General features: G+C 64.7%; 18 protein-coding genes. 14 read left to right on the top strand and 4 right to left on the bottom strand.

All coding sequences use genetic code 11. The features are described from left to right. The first annotated feature begins 201 nt into the window (after positions 1 to 201). From NB3_RS30590 to NB3_RS30525, 14 genes are all read left to right on the top strand, one after another. Positions 202 to 1644 carry an aldehyde dehydrogenase family protein gene (locus NB3_RS30590; RefSeq protein WP_067810183.1) on the top strand — a complete coding sequence of 481 codons (1443 nt, stop codon included), beginning with the start codon at positions 202 to 204 and terminating at the stop codon, positions 1642 to 1644. Further along, the gene (locus NB3_RS30585; protein ID WP_067810181.1) at positions 1644 to 2126 is read left to right on the top strand and encodes a DUF3237 domain-containing protein; all 483 of its coding nucleotides are present in this window, start codon (positions 1644 to 1646) and stop codon (positions 2124 to 2126) included. The genes NB3_RS30590 and NB3_RS30585 overlap by 1 nt, the downstream gene beginning before the upstream one ends. 17 nt (positions 2127 to 2143) lie before the next feature. Next, positions 2144 to 3013: an alpha/beta hydrolase gene (locus tag NB3_RS30580; protein WP_084823811.1), complete on the top strand. Its 870-nt coding sequence runs from the start codon at positions 2144 to 2146 to the stop codon at positions 3011 to 3013. Positions 3014 to 3060: 47 nt separating this feature from the next. After that, entirely contained in the window at positions 3061 to 4521 is a 1461-nt protein-coding gene (locus NB3_RS30575; RefSeq protein ID WP_169810766.1) for a GMC family oxidoreductase, read from the top strand. 9 nt (positions 4522 to 4530) lie between these two features. After that, complete coding sequence (locus NB3_RS30570; protein WP_157112101.1) at positions 4531 to 5991, top strand: carotenoid oxygenase family protein; 1461 nt, start codon at positions 4531 to 4533, stop codon at positions 5989 to 5991. A 75-nt stretch (positions 5992 to 6066) separates the two neighbouring features. Next, positions 6067 to 6807 (top strand): IclR family transcriptional regulator, encoded by a 741-nt coding sequence (locus NB3_RS30565; protein WP_084823809.1) that lies wholly within the window; start codon positions 6067 to 6069, stop codon positions 6805 to 6807. 383 nt (positions 6808 to 7190) lie between these two features. Further along, entirely contained in the window at positions 7191 to 8249 is a 1059-nt protein-coding gene (locus NB3_RS30560; protein ID WP_067810174.1) for a substrate-binding domain-containing protein, read from the top strand. Between the two features lie 65 nt (positions 8250 to 8314). Beyond that, positions 8315 to 9793 (top strand): sugar ABC transporter ATP-binding protein, encoded by a 1479-nt coding sequence (locus tag NB3_RS30555; RefSeq protein WP_067810173.1) that lies wholly within the window; start codon positions 8315 to 8317, stop codon positions 9791 to 9793. Between the two features lie 68 nt (positions 9794 to 9861). Beyond that, a complete protein-coding gene (locus tag NB3_RS30550; RefSeq protein WP_169810765.1) occupies positions 9862 to 10758 on the top strand; it encodes an ABC transporter permease in 897 nt (298 codons plus the stop codon). 182 nt (positions 10759 to 10940) lie between these two features. Continuing rightward, positions 10941 to 11771 (top strand): ABC transporter permease, encoded by an 831-nt coding sequence (locus NB3_RS30545; protein WP_169810764.1) that lies wholly within the window; start codon positions 10941 to 10943, stop codon positions 11769 to 11771. A gap of 1 nt (position 11772) precedes the next feature. Continuing rightward, positions 11773 to 12219 (top strand): nuclear transport factor 2 family protein, encoded by a 447-nt coding sequence (locus NB3_RS30540; protein WP_067810166.1) that lies wholly within the window; start codon positions 11773 to 11775, stop codon positions 12217 to 12219. Beyond that, on the top strand, positions 12216 to 13673 hold the full coding sequence (locus NB3_RS30535; protein WP_067810165.1) for an aldehyde dehydrogenase family protein: 1458 nt from the start codon (positions 12216 to 12218) through the stop codon (positions 13671 to 13673). Before NB3_RS30540 ends, NB3_RS30535 begins: the two co-directional genes overlap by 4 nt. 320 nt (positions 13674 to 13993) lie before the next feature. After that, positions 13994 to 14725, top strand: coding sequence for a DUF8020 domain-containing protein (locus tag NB3_RS30530; protein ID WP_157112100.1), 732 nt, complete (start codon positions 13994 to 13996; stop codon positions 14723 to 14725). Between the two features lie 96 nt (positions 14726 to 14821). Next, complete coding sequence (locus NB3_RS30525) at positions 14822 to 15937, top strand: NAD(P)-dependent alcohol dehydrogenase (RefSeq protein ID WP_067810217.1); 1116 nt, start codon at positions 14822 to 14824, stop codon at positions 15935 to 15937. Positions 15938 to 16153: 216 nt separating this feature from the next. Here NB3_RS30525 and pcaC read toward each other — a convergent pair whose 3' ends face one another. From pcaC to pcaH, 4 genes are read right to left on the bottom strand one after another with little or no spacing between them, the layout of a single operon-like run. Continuing rightward, positions 16154 to 16555: a 4-carboxymuconolactone decarboxylase gene (gene pcaC, locus NB3_RS30520; protein WP_067810152.1), complete on the bottom strand. Its 402-nt coding sequence runs from the start codon at positions 16553 to 16555 to the stop codon at positions 16154 to 16156. Further along, the gene (gene pcaB / locus NB3_RS36435) at positions 16552 to 18681 is read right to left on the bottom strand and encodes a 3-carboxy-cis,cis-muconate cycloisomerase (RefSeq protein ID WP_067810150.1); all 2130 of its coding nucleotides are present in this window, start codon (positions 18679 to 18681) and stop codon (positions 16552 to 16554) included. Before pcaB ends, pcaC begins: the two co-directional genes overlap by 4 nt. 21 nt (positions 18682 to 18702) lie before the next feature. Further along, a complete protein-coding gene (gene pcaG, locus NB3_RS30510; protein ID WP_067810148.1) occupies positions 18703 to 19275 on the bottom strand; it encodes a protocatechuate 3,4-dioxygenase subunit alpha in 573 nt (190 codons plus the stop codon). Further along, entirely contained in the window at positions 19268 to 19981 is a 714-nt protein-coding gene (pcaH, locus tag NB3_RS30505) for a protocatechuate 3,4-dioxygenase subunit beta (RefSeq protein WP_067810146.1), read from the bottom strand. Before pcaH ends, pcaG begins: the two co-directional genes overlap by 8 nt. Between the last annotated feature and the right edge of the window lie 4 nt (positions 19982 to 19985).

The raw sequence follows: 19985 nt of genomic DNA, 5'->3' as shown, positions 1-19985 counted from the left end.
CTCCGCGTGCATCACAGTGAGACCAGCTGCCCGTGGCGCCTGGCTGAAACCGCACCCGGTCGCGCCAACCCGATACGAGCGCGCGCCCGGTGTGCCCAGGCTATTGACGAAGATCTATGCCATCGCTAATGTTCGTTCAGAGAACAGCATGTTCTGTGAGAGAGACGCACTCCCTCCTTGATTGGGTGCGAAAGGAAAGCGATGAGCCAACTGGAGCTACTCCCGGCCGAAGGTCACCTGATCGCGGGTGAACTCGTCACCGACGGGGAGAAATACGACGTCATCGACCCCTGTACGGAGAGTGTCGCCGGCCAGGCGCCTTCGGCTGGTTCCGTGCTCGTCGACGGGGCGATGGATGCGGCCGCATCGGCACTGGATGCGTGGGCGAGCGACGAGGTGGCGCGCCGGGCTGCGCTGCTGCGAGCCGCCGATACCATCGAGCAGTCCGTCGAACAGCTTCGCGACGTGTTGTGCTTGGAAAGCGGTAAACCCGCACTTTCAGCCACATTCGAGGTGATGGGCGCTGCCGCGCACCTGCGCTGGTACGCGAACGCACCGCTGCCGCAGGACGTGCTACACGACGACGAGAATCAAAAGGTCGTGCTTGTGCGAGACCCGGTCGGTGTCGTCGTCGCGATTACGCCGTGGAACGGCCCGCTGGTGATGCTTGCGAACAAGCTCGGCGCCGCACTGCTGGTCGGCAACACGGTGGTCGCCAAACCCTCGCCGTTCACCCCGGTGTCGAGTCTGCTGCTGGGGCGCTTGATCGCCGACATCTTCCCTCCGGGCGTGGTCAATATCTTGTCCGGCGGCGACGACCTCGGCCGAGCGTTGGTCGCGCACTCCGCCACGCGCCTGATCTCCTTCACCGGCAGTGTCAACGCCGGCCGGGCGATCATGGCGAGCGCGGCAAGCGACCTGAAGCGGGTTTGCCTCGAACTCGGCGGCAACGACGCTGCGATCGTCCTCGGCGACGTGGATCCGGAGGTGGTTGCGCCGCGGCTGTTCCGCGGGGCGTTCATGGCCACCGGTCAAATCTGCGCAGCTGTCAAGCGACTGTACGTCCACGAATCGCTGTTCGACGCCGTTGTCGATCAGCTGGCGGGCATTGCCCGCGCAACGCGGTTGGGCACGCCACATGACCCGGAGACCACAATGGGTCCGCTGACCACGCGCCCACAATACGAGCGCGTGCGCGCACTGGTCGAGAACGCTCTCGCCGCGGGAGGCAAGGCGCATTCGGGCGGTGCTCCCGCCGACGGCCCCGGTTACTTCTATCCGCCGACCGTGATCACGGGAGTCGACACCGGCGTCGAGCTGGTGGACTCCGAGCAATTCGGTCCGGTGTTGCCCGTCATCCCGTTCAGTGACGTCGACGAGGCGATCGAAAAGGCGAACGGCACGAATTACGGCTTGGGCGGCTCGATCTGGACCGCCGACCTTGCCGCGGGCGCAAACCTGGCCAAGCGCTTGCGGAGCGGCACCGCCTGGGTGAACCGCCACCCCGCAGTCGGCCCGGATCTGCCGTTCGGCGGAATCAAGCACAGCGGTCTCGGGCGCGAAAACGGTGCGCCCGGCATCGACCACTACAGCGAACTGAAGACCCTCAGTGTTGATTACACCCCCACCCGGAAGGACCAATGATGTCTCTCGCCGAGCAGATGGTTGCCGAGCCGCCGAAGATCGAACTCGAGTACGCGTTCTCGGTCCGCGTCGATTTCAAAGAACGTGTTCGATGGGAGACCCCGGTCGCCCATCGTGTCTGGGTGCCCGCGACCGGCGGCGCCGTCTGGGGCCCGAAGCTGCAGGGCCGCGTCGTGCCCTACAGCGGCGCCGATTACGCCAACGCCTACGGTCTGGACGCGCACTACGTCCTGCAGGCCGAGGACGGTGCGCACATCTACATCCACAACCGCGGCTACCTCTACCCGCTCAACGGTGAGAAACCGAACCTCGAAGATCCGCGTTGGGGCGGCGACGGCGAGTTCTACTTCCGCCTCACCCCGCAGTTCGATGCGGAGAAGGGGCCGCACGACTGGCTGAACAAGACGGTCATCGTCGGCACGGGCAAGCGCGCCGCGTACCCCGAAGACCACACCGTCTTCACCTATTACATCGTGAAGTAGGAAGCGAGGAGTCGTCGATGCCCACGTTGCATCCACCCTTTGACGAGGCGATCAGCTTCGAAGCCGCAATGGCTTCGGAAAAGTTCTATCTCGCACGGCACGAAACCGAGCCCTACGCCCATGTCCGGGTAGAGCGCGACGTGCACTATGGGCCTGGCGACCGGCAGAAGCTGGACGTTTACATCCCTGAAGGCAATGGGTCCGGTCGCCCGGTAATGGTGTTCGTCCATGGTGGAAACTTCGTGGGCGGCGACAAGTCTCGTTCCGGAAGCCCGTACTACGACAATGTGGGGCTGTGGGCCGCCCGGCGCGGTTGCGTAGGAGTGATCATCACCTACCGGCTCGCGCCCCAATTCGGCTGGCCCACGGGGGCGCTCGATGTCGCGGCGGCGGTGGCGAGGGTGGTCGCCGGCGCGGCGGATTGGGGCGGGGACCCGCGGGGGATCGTCCTCGTGGGCGCTTCCGCCGGTGCCTTCCACGTTGCCGACTATCTGACCCGTTTCCGCAATCCAGGCGACGGTGTGCGTGGCGCCGCGCTGCTGTCGGGTATTTACGACCCGGCTGCCTTCGAGGACCGCGACGTCTTGATCGGCTACTTGGGGGACGACGAGAATGGTTGGCCCACACCGTCTTTGGACTTGCTGCTGCCGCAGTCGGGTGTGCCTTTGTTGATCGGAGTCGCCGAATACGATCCGGTTCGTTACCACAAGCAGGCGAGGCTTGCGATCGACGCGGTGCACAACGGCACCGGAAAACTTCCCCATATCGCGTGGGTGGCCGGCCACAGCCATCTCACCGAGATTCATCACCTCAACGCCGAGGAGAGCACTCTCGGCGCGAACCTCGGCGCGTTCATCAACGCCGTAACAGAAGGAAGACCGCAATGACGCGAGGCTGGGATTACATCGTCGTCGGAGCCGGGTCGGCCGGCGCGGTGCTCGCCGCACGCCTGAGCGAGGACCCATCGACGAATGTATTGCTGCTCGAGGCCGGGCCCGATTACACCTCGGCCGAGACACCGACTCAATTCCACGACCGCAATCTCGGCCGTGGCCTGGAGTTGCGCCCGATGGGGCCGCCGGAGAATCCGGAGTTCTTCTGGTCGAAGATCTCCGCGCGCCGGAACAAGTATCAGGAGTTCCTCCCGTACCGGCGTGGCCGCGGTCTGGGCGGGAGTTCGACGGTCAACGGCCTGTGCGCGATCCGCGCGGTGCCCGAGGACTTCGAAGACTGGGAGCGTCTGGGCGCGACCGGTTGGAGCTGGGACGCCATCATACCGGCATTTATCCGCTCAGAGTCCGACCACGACCACACCGACCCGCAGTACCACGGCATCGACGGTCCGATACCGATCTACCGCGAGCCCGAATCCGGCTGGGGCGGGTGCGATATCGCGTTGCGGGACGCCGGTGTCGACGACGGACATGCATGGCAGGACGACACCAACGTCCCGGGTACCGGCACCGGTCGCTTCGCGATGAATATTCGCGATGGACGCCGGGTATCCACCAACGACGGCTATCTCGAGCCGATCCGATCGCGGGAGAACCTTACGATCCGGGGCGAGGCACAGGTCGACCGCGTGCTGTTCGACGGCACCAAGGCCACCGGCGTTCAGTTGGTCGGTGGTGAGCAGATCCGGCTCGAGAGCGGTGGCGAGGTGCTGCTCTCCGCGGGCGCGGTGCACTCCCCGGGGATCCTGATCCGTTCGGGCATAGGGGATCCGGTCGACCTTCGCCGGCTGAACGTCCCGGTGTTGGCGGATCTGCCGGTCGGAAAGGCCCTGCAGGACCACGCGATCCTGTTCGTCGAACTGCCGGTCGACCCTGCCAGTCAGGTATGTGTCGGCAACCGGCCGACGAACGTGCTTGTGCGCTACACCTCGGGCGTCGGAATCGAAGCGCCGAACGATATGGCGCTGTTGGCGACCAACCACAACTACTGGTTCGGTCACCCCACCGCGGGTGTGGCGATTCAGCTCAACCACGTGCTCTCGCGCGGTGAGCTGAGTGTGCAGTCGACCGATCCGACCGTGGAGCCGACTCTCGAATTGCGGCTGCTGGATTCGGAGATCGACCTGGCGCGAATGACCGACGCGATAGACCGTGTCGAGCACATGATGAGCCACCCCTCGTTCAAAAAGATCGCCACAGGCGCGCCGCAACTGCCGCGTTCACGGGAGGAAATCCTGACTCAGGTCAAGGATGTCATGCATGCGTGCTGTACCGCCCCGATGGGCACCGTCTTGGACCCCGACTGCCGAGTGCTGGGCGTCGACGGCCTGCGGGTGATCGATGCATCGTCGATGCCGTCGATCGTTCGGGCAAATCTCAACCTTACCGTCATCGCCATGGGCGAGTTCATGGCTGCTCGCCTGCGTGGGGCGAATTCCTAGGAGGTCGAAGTGACGACAACGCAACAATCCTCGCATCCATTGTCGAGCTTCCCCGACACACCCGGCTTCACCAACTTGAACCGGCCGATGCGTACCGAGCTCGATGTGTTCGAACTCGAGTGGAAAGGCGATCTGCCCGAGGGCATCTCCGGCGGATTCTACCGATGTGGCCCGGATCCGCAGTTCCCGCCGAAGGCAGGGGATGACATCTACGTCAACGGTGACGGCGTGGTGTCGATGTTCCGGATCGCCGATGGTCACGTGGATCTGAAGATCCGCTATGTACGCACCGACAAGTTCCAGGCCGAACGTTTCGCTCGCCGCGCGCTTTTCGGTGCATACCGCAACCCGTACACCGACGACCCGAGCGTTGCCGGTGTGGACCGCACAACAGCCAACACCAGCATCCTGCGGCACGCGGGACGTACTTTCGCGTTGAAGGAAGACGGTCTTCCGCACGAGATCGACCCGACCACTCTGGAGACGATCGGAAAATTCGATTTCGAGGGCCGGCTGCGCAGTAAGACCTTTACCGCCCATCCCAAGACCGACCCGGTCACCGGCGAACTGGTGTTCTTCGGCTACTCGGCCAAGGGGGACGAACTTTCCACCGATATCGCACTGTGCACAGCGTCTGCCGACGGCGAACTGACCAGCGAACAGTGGTTCCTGCCACCGTACGGCAGCATGGTGCACGACTGGTTGGTCAGCGCCGAACACGTCATCTTCCCGGTAATGCCGCTGACCACCGACCCCGAACGTCTGCAGGCCGGCGGTCCCCGTTGGCTGTGGGACGGTGCCCGGCGCACCGCACTCGGCGTGCTGCGGCGCGGCGCTCCGGCAGAGGAGATCCGCTGGTTCGACGGCCCGCCGCGCTGGTCCTTCCACACCATGAACGCCGTGACCAGGGACAATGTGGTGACGTTGGATCTGTGTGTATCGCATCGGGCGCCGTTCCCCGACACCGAGGGCGAGATGTTCGAGCCCAAGGACGTCAAACAGTATCTGACGCGATGGACCTGCGACCTGGACGGCGATAATCCCCAGTTCACCGAGGAGCGGCTCTGGGACGACTGTTCGGTGGACTTCCCGGTCATCGACTCCCGGTATCTCGGTCGGGAGTATCGGCACGGCTTCATGGCAGCGCAAGATCCGTCCAAGCCTCTGCATCCGCAGCTGTTGGGCGGGCTGTACTTCAACTCTCTGGCCCACTTCGACCATGCCACCGGCGAGGCAGAGGTGTGGTACGCGGGTGAGGACGCCTCGGTGCAGGAACCCGCATTCGTGCCGCGCAGCCCCGATGCTCCGGAGGGGGACGGATATCTGCTCTCCGTGGTCGACAGGGTGCCGTTCGACCATGCGGAACTGGTTATCCTGGATACCGCGCGATTCAGTGCGGGCCCGGTCGCCACAGTGACGATTCCGCTCTTCCTGCGACCCACGTTCCACGGCATCTGGGTCGCGGACTGATGGCGCCGACACGGGCGCTGGAGGACGGCAATCGTCATCGCCCGGCCTGCTGGCGGGCTATGGGATAATCCGCCCATGGCAACTCCGGCATCGCAGAGCACCGACCGAGTCGTCGATATCCTCGAGACTCTCGCCGCAGCCAATGGGCCGATGAGCATCGCCGAGGTCGCTTCGGCGATGGGAGTGCACCGTTCGATCGTCTACCGCGCAGTGCAGACTCTGGTCAACCGGCGCCTGGTACGTCGGGAGAGCGATGGACGGTATGCGCTGGGCATCGGATTGATGCTCCTCGCGACCTCGGTGTCACAGGATTTCCAGGAAATCGTCAATGCCGAGCTGGCTGCACTCGCGGACCGTGCCGGGGCCAGCGTGATGTTCGTGGTCGATTCGGGTGACCGGGTCGAATGCCTGCTTACGGCAGAACCGCGCAACGCGGAGGTTCATCTGGCAATGCGATTCGGTGCCTTCGGCAGGCGCCGGGTCGCGCCGGAAAGCGTTGCCGCGCTGGCCATCACTATCGGACGCCCGGCCGAAGCGGGCGAAACGGCCGAGCTGATTCAGGCGCGGCGGCGCGGGTATGTGGAAGGGGCCAGCACGCGCTGGCCCGGGATCACGCTGCTGGCCGCCCCGGTGTACACAGCGCCGGGCTATGCCAACGCCAGCGTTGCGGTTCTGTATTCTGCGGGATCGCCGGCGAACGATCCGAAAGACGTACTTCGCACCGCCGCGACTCTTTCCGAATATTTTGTCCATGCCCGTGTGAGCCTGCCGTTCTCGCCCGGACCGCAGTCCGGCATCGAGCCTGCGCTAGGCTGATTCTTCCGAATAAAAGTCGGCCACCCACAGGGTTGGCCGACTTTTTTTCTGTTTTGACTTCAGGTCACTCCAGCAATCTGAAGCCCTTGCTCTTTGGTAGAACATAGTGTTCTATGAGGGAACAGCTCATGCTGAGAACTGGATCACTTTTCACCACCCCGCCGTCCGCGACGCCAATCGAAAGCAAATTGGGCGGCGATGCTCTCAAAGGAGAGAGAATGCCCATTCGTGTCAGGACCCGTCGGCTGCTTCGTGTCGCCGCAGGAATCGCCGTCCTCGCCCTGGCGCTCACGGCCTGCGGTTCGACATCCAACGGAGCCGGAACCACCCGGACTGGGGCGTGTGGCACAGTGCCTACCCGCCTCCCGGAGGACCCAGACGGCGTGTTCGCCAAGCTTCCTGCGGCGCTGCAGGCGGACTACAACGGCTACTCCACCCCGATTCATGCCAGCCCGTGGGTTGATTGGAAGCCGCCCGCCGGTGGCGCAGTCATTGGAATCAGTTGGACAGCGCCGGTCAACGACTACGCCGCCGACACGCTGAACAGCATCAAAGCGGCGCTGTCCTCATTCCCCGGCGTCAAGAACGTCATCGTGCTCGCCGGCGCCAATCAAGGTGATGTCACCGCCCAGCTGCAGCAATTCCAGTCTCTGGTCCAGCAACGGGTCAACTTGATCATCGCGGCCAGCGGTACCGGCGGCCCGTTCGTCTCCGTGGTCGACGGCGCCGCCAAACAAGGCATTCCCACGGTGTCGGCGTTCAACACGATCCCGACCAAGAACGCGGTCAACATCGTGCCCAACAACTACCTCGCTGCCGCCCAGACCGCCGCGGCGGCGATCAAGGCGGCGGGCGATTCCACGACCGTTTTGAAAGTGCATGGTATTCAGGGCATTTCGATCGACGGAGACGCCTTCCGGGGATTCGACGATGTGCTGCAGAACTGCCCGAAGGTGAAGGTCGCCGGCGAGGTCGCCGGAGACTTCGTCCCCGCGCAGGCCAAATCGCAGGTCCTGCGATTTCTGAGCACACACCCTGGCAAGCTCGGTGTGGTGTTGCAATCGGGCGGGATGAGCACCGGCATCATCGGCGCGTTCACCAGCACAGGCCGTCCGGTCCCGACCGTCAACGATGTCGCCGCGTTGAAGGGCTCACTGGGCTACTGGCGTGCGAACAAGAAGACCTACATCGGCACCGCTTCCGGCGGCGGCGCCGAGGCCTATGCGCAGCTGCTCTCGGGCGTCGTACAGGGCATGATCGCCGGAAACGGTGTGCTGATCAGTGATTTCGTTCAGCCGCAGCCACTGATCGACCAGAACAACATCGACACGTGGGCGCAGCCGGATTGGGATCTGCAGACTACGGGCACTGCGCCCAATCCCGCCGGCACCTTCGACAACGGCCCCCTCCTGGCCGCCGGGTTCCAGAAGAAGGCGTCTTGATGTCCCCCGCGACCACCCCGCCGGAACTCTTGTCGGCAGGCGAAAAGCTCACTGACACAACTCATATGCTCGAACTGGTCGGCATCGCCAAGAGCTACGGCGCGACGCGGGCGGTCGAGGAGGCCAACCTGCGCCTCGCACGGGGAGAGGTGCACGCGCTGGCCGGGGAAAACGGGTCGGGCAAGAGCACTCTGGTCAAGATCATCAGCGGTGTTCAACAAGCCGATTCCGGCGAGATCATGCTGGCCGGACGTCGCATCCGCGGCTGGCCGTCCCCACGTGCGGCCGCTGGATCCGGTGTCGTTGCTGTCTACCAGGAAGTCCTCACTGTCCTCGAACGCAGTGTGCTGGATAACATTTGGCTCGGTGCGGAGGGACTTTTCAAGCCCGGCCCCCCGCTGGCCCAGCGCAAAAAGCGCGCGACCGCAACACTGTCGCGGCTGCTGGATCCGGTGCCGCCGCTGGACACACCCGTCGGCGGATTATCGCTGAGTGAACGTCAAGCGGTATGCCTGGCCCGGGCGCTGCTGCGCGAGCCCGAGCTGCTGATCTTGGACGAAGCGACCTCCGCACTGGACGTGCAGACCCGCGACCGGCTGTTCACAGTCCTGCGCGAGCGAGCCGCCGAGGGTAAGTCGGTGCTGTTCATCTCCCACCGAATGGATGAGATCGAAGACATCGCCGACCGCGTCACCGTGCTGCATTCCGGACGCACGGTCGCATGTCTGGACCGGGGCCCCAATCGCGCCGCAGAGCTCGTCGAGCAGATGAGTGGCCCGCAACAAGCGCTCGCCGCCGACACCACCCCAGTCCCGCCTCCGGGGGACGTAGTGCTGTCCACTCGCGACCTCGTGCTTACGGCTGGTGCTGCGCCGATCGATTTCGAAGTGCGCACCGGGGAGATCGTGGGCTTGGCCGGCCTGGAGGGCCATGGGCAGAGCCGATTCCTCGCGGCGCTGGCGGGAGTGGCGCCGTGTGCAGGCACCATCACGCGGGCAGGGTTGTCTGATATCTCCGATCCACGCACCGCAGCCCGGCACGGCATCGCGTACGTACCGCGCGAGCGGCGCGCGGAATCGCTGTTCGAGACGTTGTCGGTAGCCGACAACTTCGGGCTGCCGACCGTGCATCGCGACCGGCGCCTGGGCCTGGTCAGCCGCCGCGAGACCGAACGACGACTGAAGTACTTCCGCGACCTCATGCACATCCGGATGGGTCAGACCTCGGCTGCGATCGCGAGCCTGAGCGGCGGAAATCAGCAGAAGGTCGTCATCGCCCGCTGGTTGGCCACCGAGCCGGCCGTACTGCTGCTCGACGACCCGACCCGCGGAATCGACCTCGGCGCCAAACGCGACATCTACCGGATGCTGCGCGATCTGGCGGCCTCCGGACTGGCTGTCGTGATGGTCTCCACCGACCTGGACGAGCAGCTCGAACTCATGCATCGCGTCGCGGTCTTCCGGGAGAACTCGGTATTCGCGACCTTCGATCGTTCCGACCTGGGCCGTGAGCGGCTCGTGTCGGCCTTCTTCGGGAGGAACTGATGGTTCCGAATATGATCAGGGCGGCGCTGACCCGCACCTACGGGTTCGCCGCTCTGCTCGCGGCAGTATTGCTGCTGATCAACATCGTCTACATCCCCAGCATCGCGACTCCGGGGCAGTGGCCGAGCGTGCTCGGTCAACTCGCCCCGGCCGCGCTGGTCGCCGTGTCGACCCTACCCTCGGTGATCGGCGGCGGCTTGGACATCTCGGTCGGTCCGCTGGCCAACTTCGTGGCCGTACTGTTCACCGTCGGGCTCTTGCCGCACGGACTCAGCGCGCCCTGGATCGCGATACCGATTTGCCTGTTGGTCGGTTCTGGAGTGGGCGCACTGAACGGCTTGATGGTGGCGGTGCTGCGCTATCAGCCGATTGTGGCGACGCTGGCGAGCTTCATCGTGCTAACCGGTATCAACCTGCTGTTGGCACCGACCGCCGAACCGGCGCCGCCGAACTGGACCTCGCATCTGGCGGGCAGCGTCGGGGGAGTGCCCGGCGGTGCGCTGCTCATCGGGGTCGTCGCACTCATCTGGTTCACCCTGGGACGTACGGCATTCCATCGCGGTCTGTATGCCGTGGGAGGTGACGCGCCGGCCGCGTATTCGGCTGGACTCCAGGTGACTCAGGTGCGCGTCGCTGCGTACACCCTCGGCGGACTGTTCGCCGGATTCGCCGGCTTGGCACTGGCCGGGCTGGTGCAATCCGTCGACTCTTCGTACGGGCAGAGTTATGCGGTGATGGGGATCGCCGCAGTCGCGGTCGGCGGCGCGTCGTTGCGTGGCGGACGCGGCGGGCTGGTCGGCGTCCTGATGGGCGCCTGCGCGCTCTACCTCGCGCAGAACGCGATGCTTGCCGCCCATATCAACGTGCTCTGGGTACAGGTCGTCTACGGCGCGTTCCTGATCGTGGGCGTGGTCGCCGGTACGTACGTCGGAGCTCTCAGGATTCAGCAGGAGGCGAGCGTATGAGCACCACCGTCGCGAATCGGCCGGAGTCGGCCGCACCGTCTGTGCGCAACCCCATAGCGCGGATGTTGGACACTCAGCGTCGATATCCGCTCGCACAGACCGCCATCGCGGTCGCGTTGTTCGCCTACGGTGCCGTCACGATCGACGGGTTCACCGATCGAACCAGTCTGTATTCGGTCCTGGTGCTCACCGCGCTCCTGGGACTGGCCTCGTTCGGGCAGACCCTGGTCGTGCTGGCCGGCGGCATCGATTTCTCGATTCCCGCCTTCATCCTGCTCGGCCAGACCGTGACCCTGCAGCTGCCGGCCACGCACCAGTGGCCGACCGGCCTGGCGATCGCGGCGGGATTTCTTCTCGGACTGCTCGCCGGCGCGGTGAGCGGCTGGGTGTGCCATCGCTTCAAGGTGGAATCGCTGGTGGTCACCCTCGGTATGAGTGCGGTGGTGACCGGCGCGGTGCAGGTCTGGACCAAGGGCTACTTCACCGGTGCCCCGCCGCAGTGGCTGATGAATCTGGCCTCGGCCGCCGGGACAACCTTCGGCATCCATTTCCCGCCGCTGCTGGTGATCTGGGCGGTGATTGCTGTAGTCGCCGCGGTTGTACTGCATCGCACCGTCACCGGCCGCCGATTTTTCGCGGTAGGTACGAATCCTCTGGCGGCACAGTTCAGCCTGGTGGCTGTCGGCCGTCACAGGATCCTGGTGTACGCGCTGAGCGCGGGGCTGGCGGCACTGGTCGGCACCGCTCTCGCCGGTTTCGCCAGTGGTGATCCGTCCGCGGGAAATCCATACCTGTTCGAAAGCCTCGCCGCGGTGGTGATCGGCGGATCGAGTTTCGGTGGCCGCGGCGACTATTCCCGCACCGTTGTCGGCGCGTTCGTCATCGTCCTGCTGTCGACGATCTTGGTCGGCCGCGGGCTCGACGATGCCGCCCAGCAAATCATCTATGGGCTTCTCATCCTCGTCATCGTCGGCGGCTACGGTCGTCAACGCCATATCAGGAATCAGGTTTGACATGACCGAAAACGAATTGCTCGAATATCTTTCGGCGTTCAACAACAAGGATTACGCCAAGATGGCGACGTTCTTCGACCCCGACGTCGTCCTGGAACTGCCCAACAACGTTCTCGAAGGTGCCGACCAGATCGCCGCCTTTTACGAAAATCTGCACACCGATGTACGCGAGCTGCTCGCGGTCGATTTTCTGATGATCGACGACGAGCACATCGCCCTCGAGCTCTACACCGAATTCCGTGCGCTGAGTGACCGCGACCAGTTCACTTTCGGGCCGCTGCGCAAAGGCGAGGTATACCGCTGCACCAATATGGTGCATTACGACCTGCGCAACGATCGTTACGCGCGGATTCGCGTCGGGCGCTACCGCGAATGGGGCGAGAACGAGCGGCGCGAGCCCAAGGATTACCCCGGCGTCACCACCGATATCGAAGGGATCGAACGTTGAGTCTTCTCGATGGGGCCACATGGAGTGGACTGATCTTCACCGGCCAGTGGACCTCCGGCGCCGGTGCCACCTATCAGGCCATCGAGCCGGCGTCCGATCGGACGCTCGGTGAGGTAGGTCAAGCGTCGGCAGAACAGGCCCGGTGGGCGGCTCGTCGAGCGGCGCAGGCGCAGCGTGAGTGGGCGGCGACCCCGGCGTTCGAGCGGGCCGCAGTGCTTACTCGAGCTGCGGCGTTGTTCCGCGAACACACCGAAGAGATTGTCGAATGGATCACGCGCGAGTCGGGATCGACGAAGGGCAAGAGCCACAGCGAGGCACAGGCAGCAGTCGCAGAATGCTCCGAGGCGGCCGCGCTGGCCACTGCGCCCTATGGTGAGTTGCTGCATTCCACGCAGCCGCGCATCAGCGTCGAGCGGCGCGTGCCGGCCGGTGTAGTCGCGGTGATCTCGCCGTTCAACTTCCCGCTTATCCTGTCGATCCGGTCGGTGGCGCCCGCGCTCGCGCTCGGTAATGCCGTGATACTCAAACCGGATCCGCGCACGGCGGTCTGTGGCGGAGTGCTCATAGCACGCGTCTTCCAGGAGGCGGGCTTACCGGAGGGCGTACTGCAGATGCTGCCCGGCGGTCCGGAGGTCGGCGGTGCTCTCATCGACGCCCACGAGGTTCGAATCGTGTCGTTCACCGGATCGACCGCCGCCGGACGTGCGATCGGCGCTCAGGCGGCGAAATCGCTGACCCGCACGCATCTCGAACTGGGCGGCAACAGTGCCCTGGTTGTGTTGGGAGATGTCGATGTCGAGGCGGCCGCGTCCTGTGGTGCGTTGGGCAATTATCTGCACTCTGGACAGATCTGCATGGCTGTCGGGCGGCATATCGTACACGAGTCCATCTACGATGAATACGTTGCGGCGCTTGGTAAAACGGCCGATTCGCTCACTGTGGGCGATGGTTTCCGTCAAGATGTGAACCTCGGGCCGATTATTGATGACAAGCAGCTCGCTCATGTCAAGGATCTGGTGGAGCGCAGCGTCGCCGCCGGAGCGCGGCTGGTCACGGGCGGCACACACCAGGGCCGCTTCTATCGGCCCACTGTGCTGGCCGACTGCACCGCCGATACCCCTGCCTACCGAGAAGAGGTGTTCGGTCCTGTGGCCTGTGTCCGCAAGTTCACTGATGTGGACGAGGCAGTCCGCCTCGCGTGTGAGAGTGAATTCGGCCTCGCCCTTGGCATTCTCAGCGCCGACCTGGCCCTAGCCGCCGCGATCGCGGACCGGGTGCCCGCAGGGATCGTGCACATCAACGACCAGACGGTCAATGACGACCCGAACGCGCCGTTCGGCGGGGTGCTGTCCTCGGGCTGGTCGCGCGTCGGCGGTCAGCGCGCAAATCTGGAGTCGTTCACCGAAACCCAATGGATGACTTTCAGAGCGGCGCCACCGCTGCATTCACTCTGAACAACAAGGTGTACGGCATTTAGGGTGCGAATCCCGCGGTATGCCGGCGCCGCTGAATATGGGCGCTATCTCGGTGTCGAACATGGATCCGAGGGGATTTCTGATCAGCGTGCCCGGCTGCCTCGAAGCCGGGAATTCGTGAGCTGAAAACCAACTGCACGGCAGCAGCTTCGGCGAATCCAACCGTGCAGAAAAAGTGTTCGAGATGTTGTCGAGCACGTACGAAACGCTTCGAGGCTCGGCGCTCGTGCCGCAATTTTGGCCGGAAGGCGTGCCCAATTCGCCATATCATCGTCCGGCCGTCCGAGAAAGGAAATGAAATGAATCATCTTACGCGCTTGATCAGCACCGGATTGGTGGTGGGTACGGCTACTATGGTCTGTACTGGTATCGCCACCGCGGCACCGGCGAACGACGGAGTGATCAACTACACGGAGCATATCGCTGACAATTCGGTTGTTCTGACTACCGACCGTGGATCACTGCGGCAGGAAGACTCTCGGCTGGAGATTTTGGACGACGCGGGTAAGGTCGTTACTGGTCTACCGCTGACGTTCCGGTTGAACGGCGCGGAGCATCCGATCTCCGCAGCGATCTCCGGACGAACCGTCACCCTTACCCCGGACCTGCACCGGACGACTGCCCAAACCGCTGACCTGCCCCAAGATCGCGTGCTGACCAAGGACGTCGCGATGGAGCAGATTGCCGCGACCTATCCGAGCGAGGAAGCACGCAACAGTGCTGCACTCGGCACCCTGACGCAACAGTTGACCGTCGGCACAATGACGGCCGCCATGCTCGGCACGATCGTCAGCGCGGGGGTCGGCTGTGTGGCGGGTCTGGCCGCGGGCGCGGTAGCCACGGCGCCGGTGGCGTGGCTGCTCGGTGCCGGCCCGATTGCCGGGTGTGTCGGGGGAGCGGTGCTCGCTGCTCCGATCGGTGCGGTCGGCGGCGCGGTTCTGGTCGGCGGGCCGGTCATGGTGGGCGCGTTTTACCAGTACTTCCAGACGATGAATGCCCCCATCGTGCCCGAACCGGCTCCGGCGCGCTGATCAACCCGATGTAGAAATCCCGTCGGGCGCGTGGTTCCGAGGCGCCCGGCGGGTACTCGCACCGATCGGTCTCGGCTCGATCTCGACAGGATGAAGATGCCCACAACCACCACTGCCGCCATTGTCGAAGCACCCGGCGAACCTTTCTCCTTGCGCCAGGTCCAGCTCGATGATCTGCGACCGGACGAAGTGCTCGTTCGAATGGTTGCAGCCGGTCTGTGTCATACCGATCTGAGTGTTCAGGCCGGATACATTCCCTTCGCATTGCCGGGCGTGCTGGGCCATGAGGGCGCGGGACTCGTCGAGGCGGTCGGGGACGCGGTGACCCGGGTGCGGCCGGGCGACGCGGTAGCCTTGTCTTTCAACTCATGTGGTCGATGCCGGAACTGCCGCACCGGACACCCCGCGTACTGCGTGACGTGGTTGCCGCTCAATATACTCAACGACGGTCTGCGCACCGACGGCACCGGAACGATGCGGCGCGGCGAGCGCGTCGTGGGCGGCCGCTTCTTCGGTCAGTCGTCCTTCGGGGCGAAGGCGGTCGTCGACGAACGTTCGGTGGTGAAGGTCGACAACGACCTTCCGTTGGAGCTGATAGCGCCGCTGGGCTGCGGAATTCAAACCGGCGCCGGCACCGTTTTGAATATTCTGAGACCAGAACCGGGAAGCACTCTGGCGGTATTCGGAACAGGTGCAGTGGGCTTGTCCGCGATCGCAGCGGCGACGATGACCCCATCGACAATCGTCATTGCCATCGATCGTGTCGACAGTCGGTTGGATCTTGCCCTCGACATGGGCGCCACCTACAAGATCAACGCCGGCACCGAGGGCAGTGCCGAAGCAATCGCCGACATCACCGGAGGTCTCGGCCTCGACTACGCCATCGATACCACCGCAAGTATGGATGTGGTCCGCACCGCCTATGCAGCTCTCGGTACGTTCGGCACACTCGCCGCGGTCGGTGCCGCCGCGGTCGGCACCGAGCTGGCCCTCGACTATACTGGATTGCTGGCCGGACGTTCGATCATCGGTGTGACAGAGGGCGATTCGGACCCACAGACCTTCATCCCGTTTTTGACCGGCCTCGTACGCCAGGGCCGACTGCCGTTGGACAAGATGGTCAGGACCTACCCATTCACCGCTATCAATCAGGCCGCGAGGGACGCTTCGGACGGATCAACCATCAAACCGGTCCTCCTGTTCGACGCATAACCGGACCGATCCGAAGCGCCGGCGGATGAAACTTGTTCAGTATTGGCGGGCGGGTCGACGTGGTGGATCCGCGGTCCCCACCGCGTTGTCGAGCATCTTCCGCGCGACAGCTGCGATTCGGGTCGGAAATCCTTCGAAACTGTCGCGAGGTGCGCTTGGGCACCGTGCCGTCTCAGGAGGTCGTTCGCGCGATGGTTGGACTGCGTGAAGTCGAACTCAGTTCTCGGCGCGCCGGTTGTCGTCGTCCTGAGAGCCGAGCTCGTCCAAAGTCCGAGCGGCGATCGCGAAGGCCGCATTCGCTCGCGGGACGCCAGCGTAGACCCCGGTGTGTAGCAGCACCTCGGCGATCTCTTCGCTGGTGAGGCCGTTGCGTAGGGCGCCACGCACATGCATCGCGATTTCACCCTCGCAGCTCAGCGCGGTCAACACCGCGAGAGTGATCGCACTGCGGGTCCGGCGGTCCAGGCCCTCACGCGTCCACACCGCGCCCCAGGCGGCTTCGGTGATGTACTCCTGAAACGGGCGAGTGAATTCGGTAGTTCCGGCGATGGCACGGTCGACGTGCTCGTCGCCGAGGACGGCGCGACGAACGGTGGCTCCAGTATGGTCGGTGTTCATCGGTTCTCTCCGAGGAAGTTGTCGATCAGGTGCAGAAACTCAGCGGGCTGCTCCACGGTGCCCAGATGTGCTGCGTTGCGCACGGTTTCATAGCTAGCGTGCGGGATCCCTGTCGCGATGAGTCGGCTGTGCTCAGGCGGCAGGGCAGCGTCGTCCGCGCCGGATATCACCAGGGTCGGGGCGGCAATCTCCTGAAGATCCGCCGTCAGATCGAGTTCGGCCAGCAGTTCGCAGCAGGCGGCGTACCCCTCGGCGGGCGTGTCGGCGGTGAGTGCCCGCATGGCTTGCGCGCGTTCCGGATGGGCTGTCCGCCAGGCGGCGGTGAACCAGCGGGTCACGCTGCCGTCGGCGACTGTCTCCATGCCCTCCGCGCGCACCTGCGTTGCGCGGTGGAGCCACATCTGCCGATTTCCGGGGTGGGCCGAACTGCAGCACACGGTGAGCGACCGCACTCGTGCGGGATGATGCCGTGCCAGCCAGAGTCCGAGCATCCCACCGATCGAGATTCCGACGATGTGCGCTCGGTCGATTCCGAGGCGATGAAGCAACGTGAGGGCATCTCCACCGAGTTCCTCGATCCGGTACGGGCCGGCGGGGACGGGAGAATCTCCGTGTCCGCGCAGATCGTGCCGAATCACTCGAAAGCCTCTGTCGGTCAGTGGCTTGACATAGTCGTCCCAGATTCTCAGGTCGCTGCCGATCGAGTTCGCGAACAGTATCGCCGGACCGTCGGCCGGGCCGTCCACGCGGTAATGGACCTCGACTGCGGGGGTGTTCTCGGCAGGAATCCGATGGCGGTGAGCAGCGAGTGCTCGTTCAACGAATGATGCTGCGCTGGCGACATATTCGGTCGGCGCCAGCAGTGCGTGGATTCGCGGAAGATCCACATGAGGCCGCAGTACCGGATGGTCGGCCAGTAGCTCCGCGAAATCTGTACCCGTCTCGGCATGGCGGCGAGCACACGCGGTGACGGCATCGTGTGCGACGAGGCGCCCTACAGTGTCGGTCAGAGCCGCGGTGACTCGCTCCGCGAGGAGTAGACCACCAGTGCTCGTGAGGTTTACGCGCATTCGCCGCGGATGTACCCGCAAGCGGTCCAGGCTGACGTTCAGCCAATGCAGCGCCGAACCCGTTACGCGCACCAACTCGGTGAACGGCCTCCACTCGGCATGCCAAGACCCGGCCGCACGCTGGTACTCCTGTGCAGCAGCGGAATACAGCGTCGCCATCAGTCCTGGCGCTTGCGCGGCCGCGGCGGCAGCCAGAACCGCCGCAATCGGATTGCGTTTGTGCGGCATGGTGGACGAACCGCCACTATGGGCGGCGACCTCCTCGACCTCGGCGACCTCGGTCTGAGCGAGCAGCGTGACGTCTCGGGCAATCTTGGCGACCGCACCGCACGTGGTGGCGAGCACTCCGGCCAAGTCGGCAACCCGCCCGCGCTCGGTATGCCAGGCCACTACAGGTTCGACCAGGCCGGTATGGCGGGCGAATGCGGCCAAGACCTCTGGCCCGGCGTCCCCGAGTGCGGCGAGAGTGCCTGCCGCGCCGCCGAGTTGGGCGGCCAGTCGACTCTCTCGAACCTCTTCGATCCGCTCGGACGCGCGGTCGAGCGCTGAGAGCCAGCCCGATGCGGTGAATCCGAATGACACCGGCACGGCCTGCTGCAGAAGTGTTCGCCCCACCTGGGGGGTGTAGGCGTGAGCGGCCGCCAACATCGCTAATCGTTCGGTGCAGGACGCCAACTGGGCAAGCAATTCCTTCAATGCCGTGCGTGCCACGAGCATTGCCGCAGTGTCGAGTATGTCCTGGCTGGTAGCGCCGCGATGTACGGATCCGGCGGCCGCCGAGTCCACCGCGGCCACGCGCGCGGTGAGCGCCGCCACCAGCGGCTCGACCGGATTGCCAATCTTTATCGCGGCCCCGCCGATTGCGGCGACGTCGTAGAGTTCCGCCGTGCATGCTTCAGCAATTCGTTCCGCATGCGAGACCGGCATCAGACCCACCTGCGCCTCGGCGCGTGCCAGCGCCGCCTCGGCGGTCAGTATGGCCTGCAGCCAGGCCGCATCCGAGACGGTGTCCTGCACCGAACCGGCAGCCAGAATCGGATCGAAGAGTTCGGACACGGCTATCTCCCGTCTGCGCGCTTATACATCGAAGAACACGGTTTCTTTCGGGCCCTGCAGATGGATATCGAAGCGATAGCCGTCGGAGGTCGGCTTGGCGCACAAGCTGTGCCGACGATCGTGCGGGACAGTCCTCAGCGCCGGGTCGAGCTCGTTGGCTGCGGCGTGTTCCGGGAAGTAGATCCTGGTGGTGACACGATGGAGCATCCCGCGGGCGAAAACTGAAACGTTCAGATGGGGCGCTTGAGGGCGATCTTCCCGGTCGGGTACCGATCCGGGCTGCACGGTGTAGATGGCGAATTCGCCGAGCCGGGTGTCGCTGCGTCCCAGGCCGCGCCAGCCCCGTGCCCGTTCGCGGGCATCGTCGGGGTGGTCGAACCTGCCATCGGGATCGGCCTGCCAAGTTTCAATCAATGCGTCGCGAATCACGTCACCGTCCCCGTCCAGAATTTCGCCACGGATCCAAAATGCGCCCGCGGTGCCTTCTGGGACGACCAGGCGTCCTGGCCGACCCCAATCCAGGCCGATCGATAGGAACGGCCCGACGGTCTGCGAAGGCGTCGAGAGCAATTCGGTGCTGATGGCGTCAGTCATGGTGGGGCTCCTCGAACGGGGTCTGTTCGCGTCCGCGTAGGACGATGTCGAACTCGAAGGCCAGCGCCCAGTTCGGCCGCGTGCGCTCCAAGCTGAATCGTGAAATCAACCGATGCCGCGCGGCTTCAGGGGTCGCGTTGAAGATCGGGTCTTGGAAGAACAAAGGGTCGCCGGGGAAGTACATCTGGGTGACCAACCGCTGGGCGAATGCGCGGCCGAACACCGAGAAATGAATGTGCGCGGGCCGCCAGGCGTTGTGGTGATTGCCCCAGGGGTAGGCGCCGGGGCGGACGGTGACGAATTCGTAGCGGCCGAATTTGTCTGTGACAGTGCGCCCGACGCCGTCGAAGTTGGGGTCGAGTGGTGCGTCCCAGCGATCTCCGATGTGCCGGTAGCGGCCGGCGGCGTTCGCCTGCCAGATCTCGATGAGCGCATCCGGGATCGGGCGGCCGTCGCCGTCCAACAGTCGTCCGAAGACAATGATTCGTTGTCCGATCGGTTCACCGCGATGCTGGAAGGTCAGGTCGTTGTCGCCGGGGCGTACCGCGTCATGTCCGAGAATAGGGCCGGTAATCTCGGACATACTGTGCTGCAATGGGATCAGCGGCTGTCTGGGATGGCGCAGCGCGCTCGAACGGTAGTCGGGGGAGTCCAGCGGGGGATGGATTCCGGGCGGATCGGCCCGGTAGCCGGAGAAAGTGGTCATAGCG

Origin of the sequence: Nocardia beijingensis NBRC 16342 (assembly GCF_001612785.1) — a bacterium.
Lineage (GTDB): Bacteria > Actinomycetota > Actinomycetes > Mycobacteriales > Mycobacteriaceae > Nocardia > Nocardia beijingensis.
Note: the sequence above shows the minus strand (reverse complement) of the source record. Positions and strands in the feature narration are given on the sequence as shown.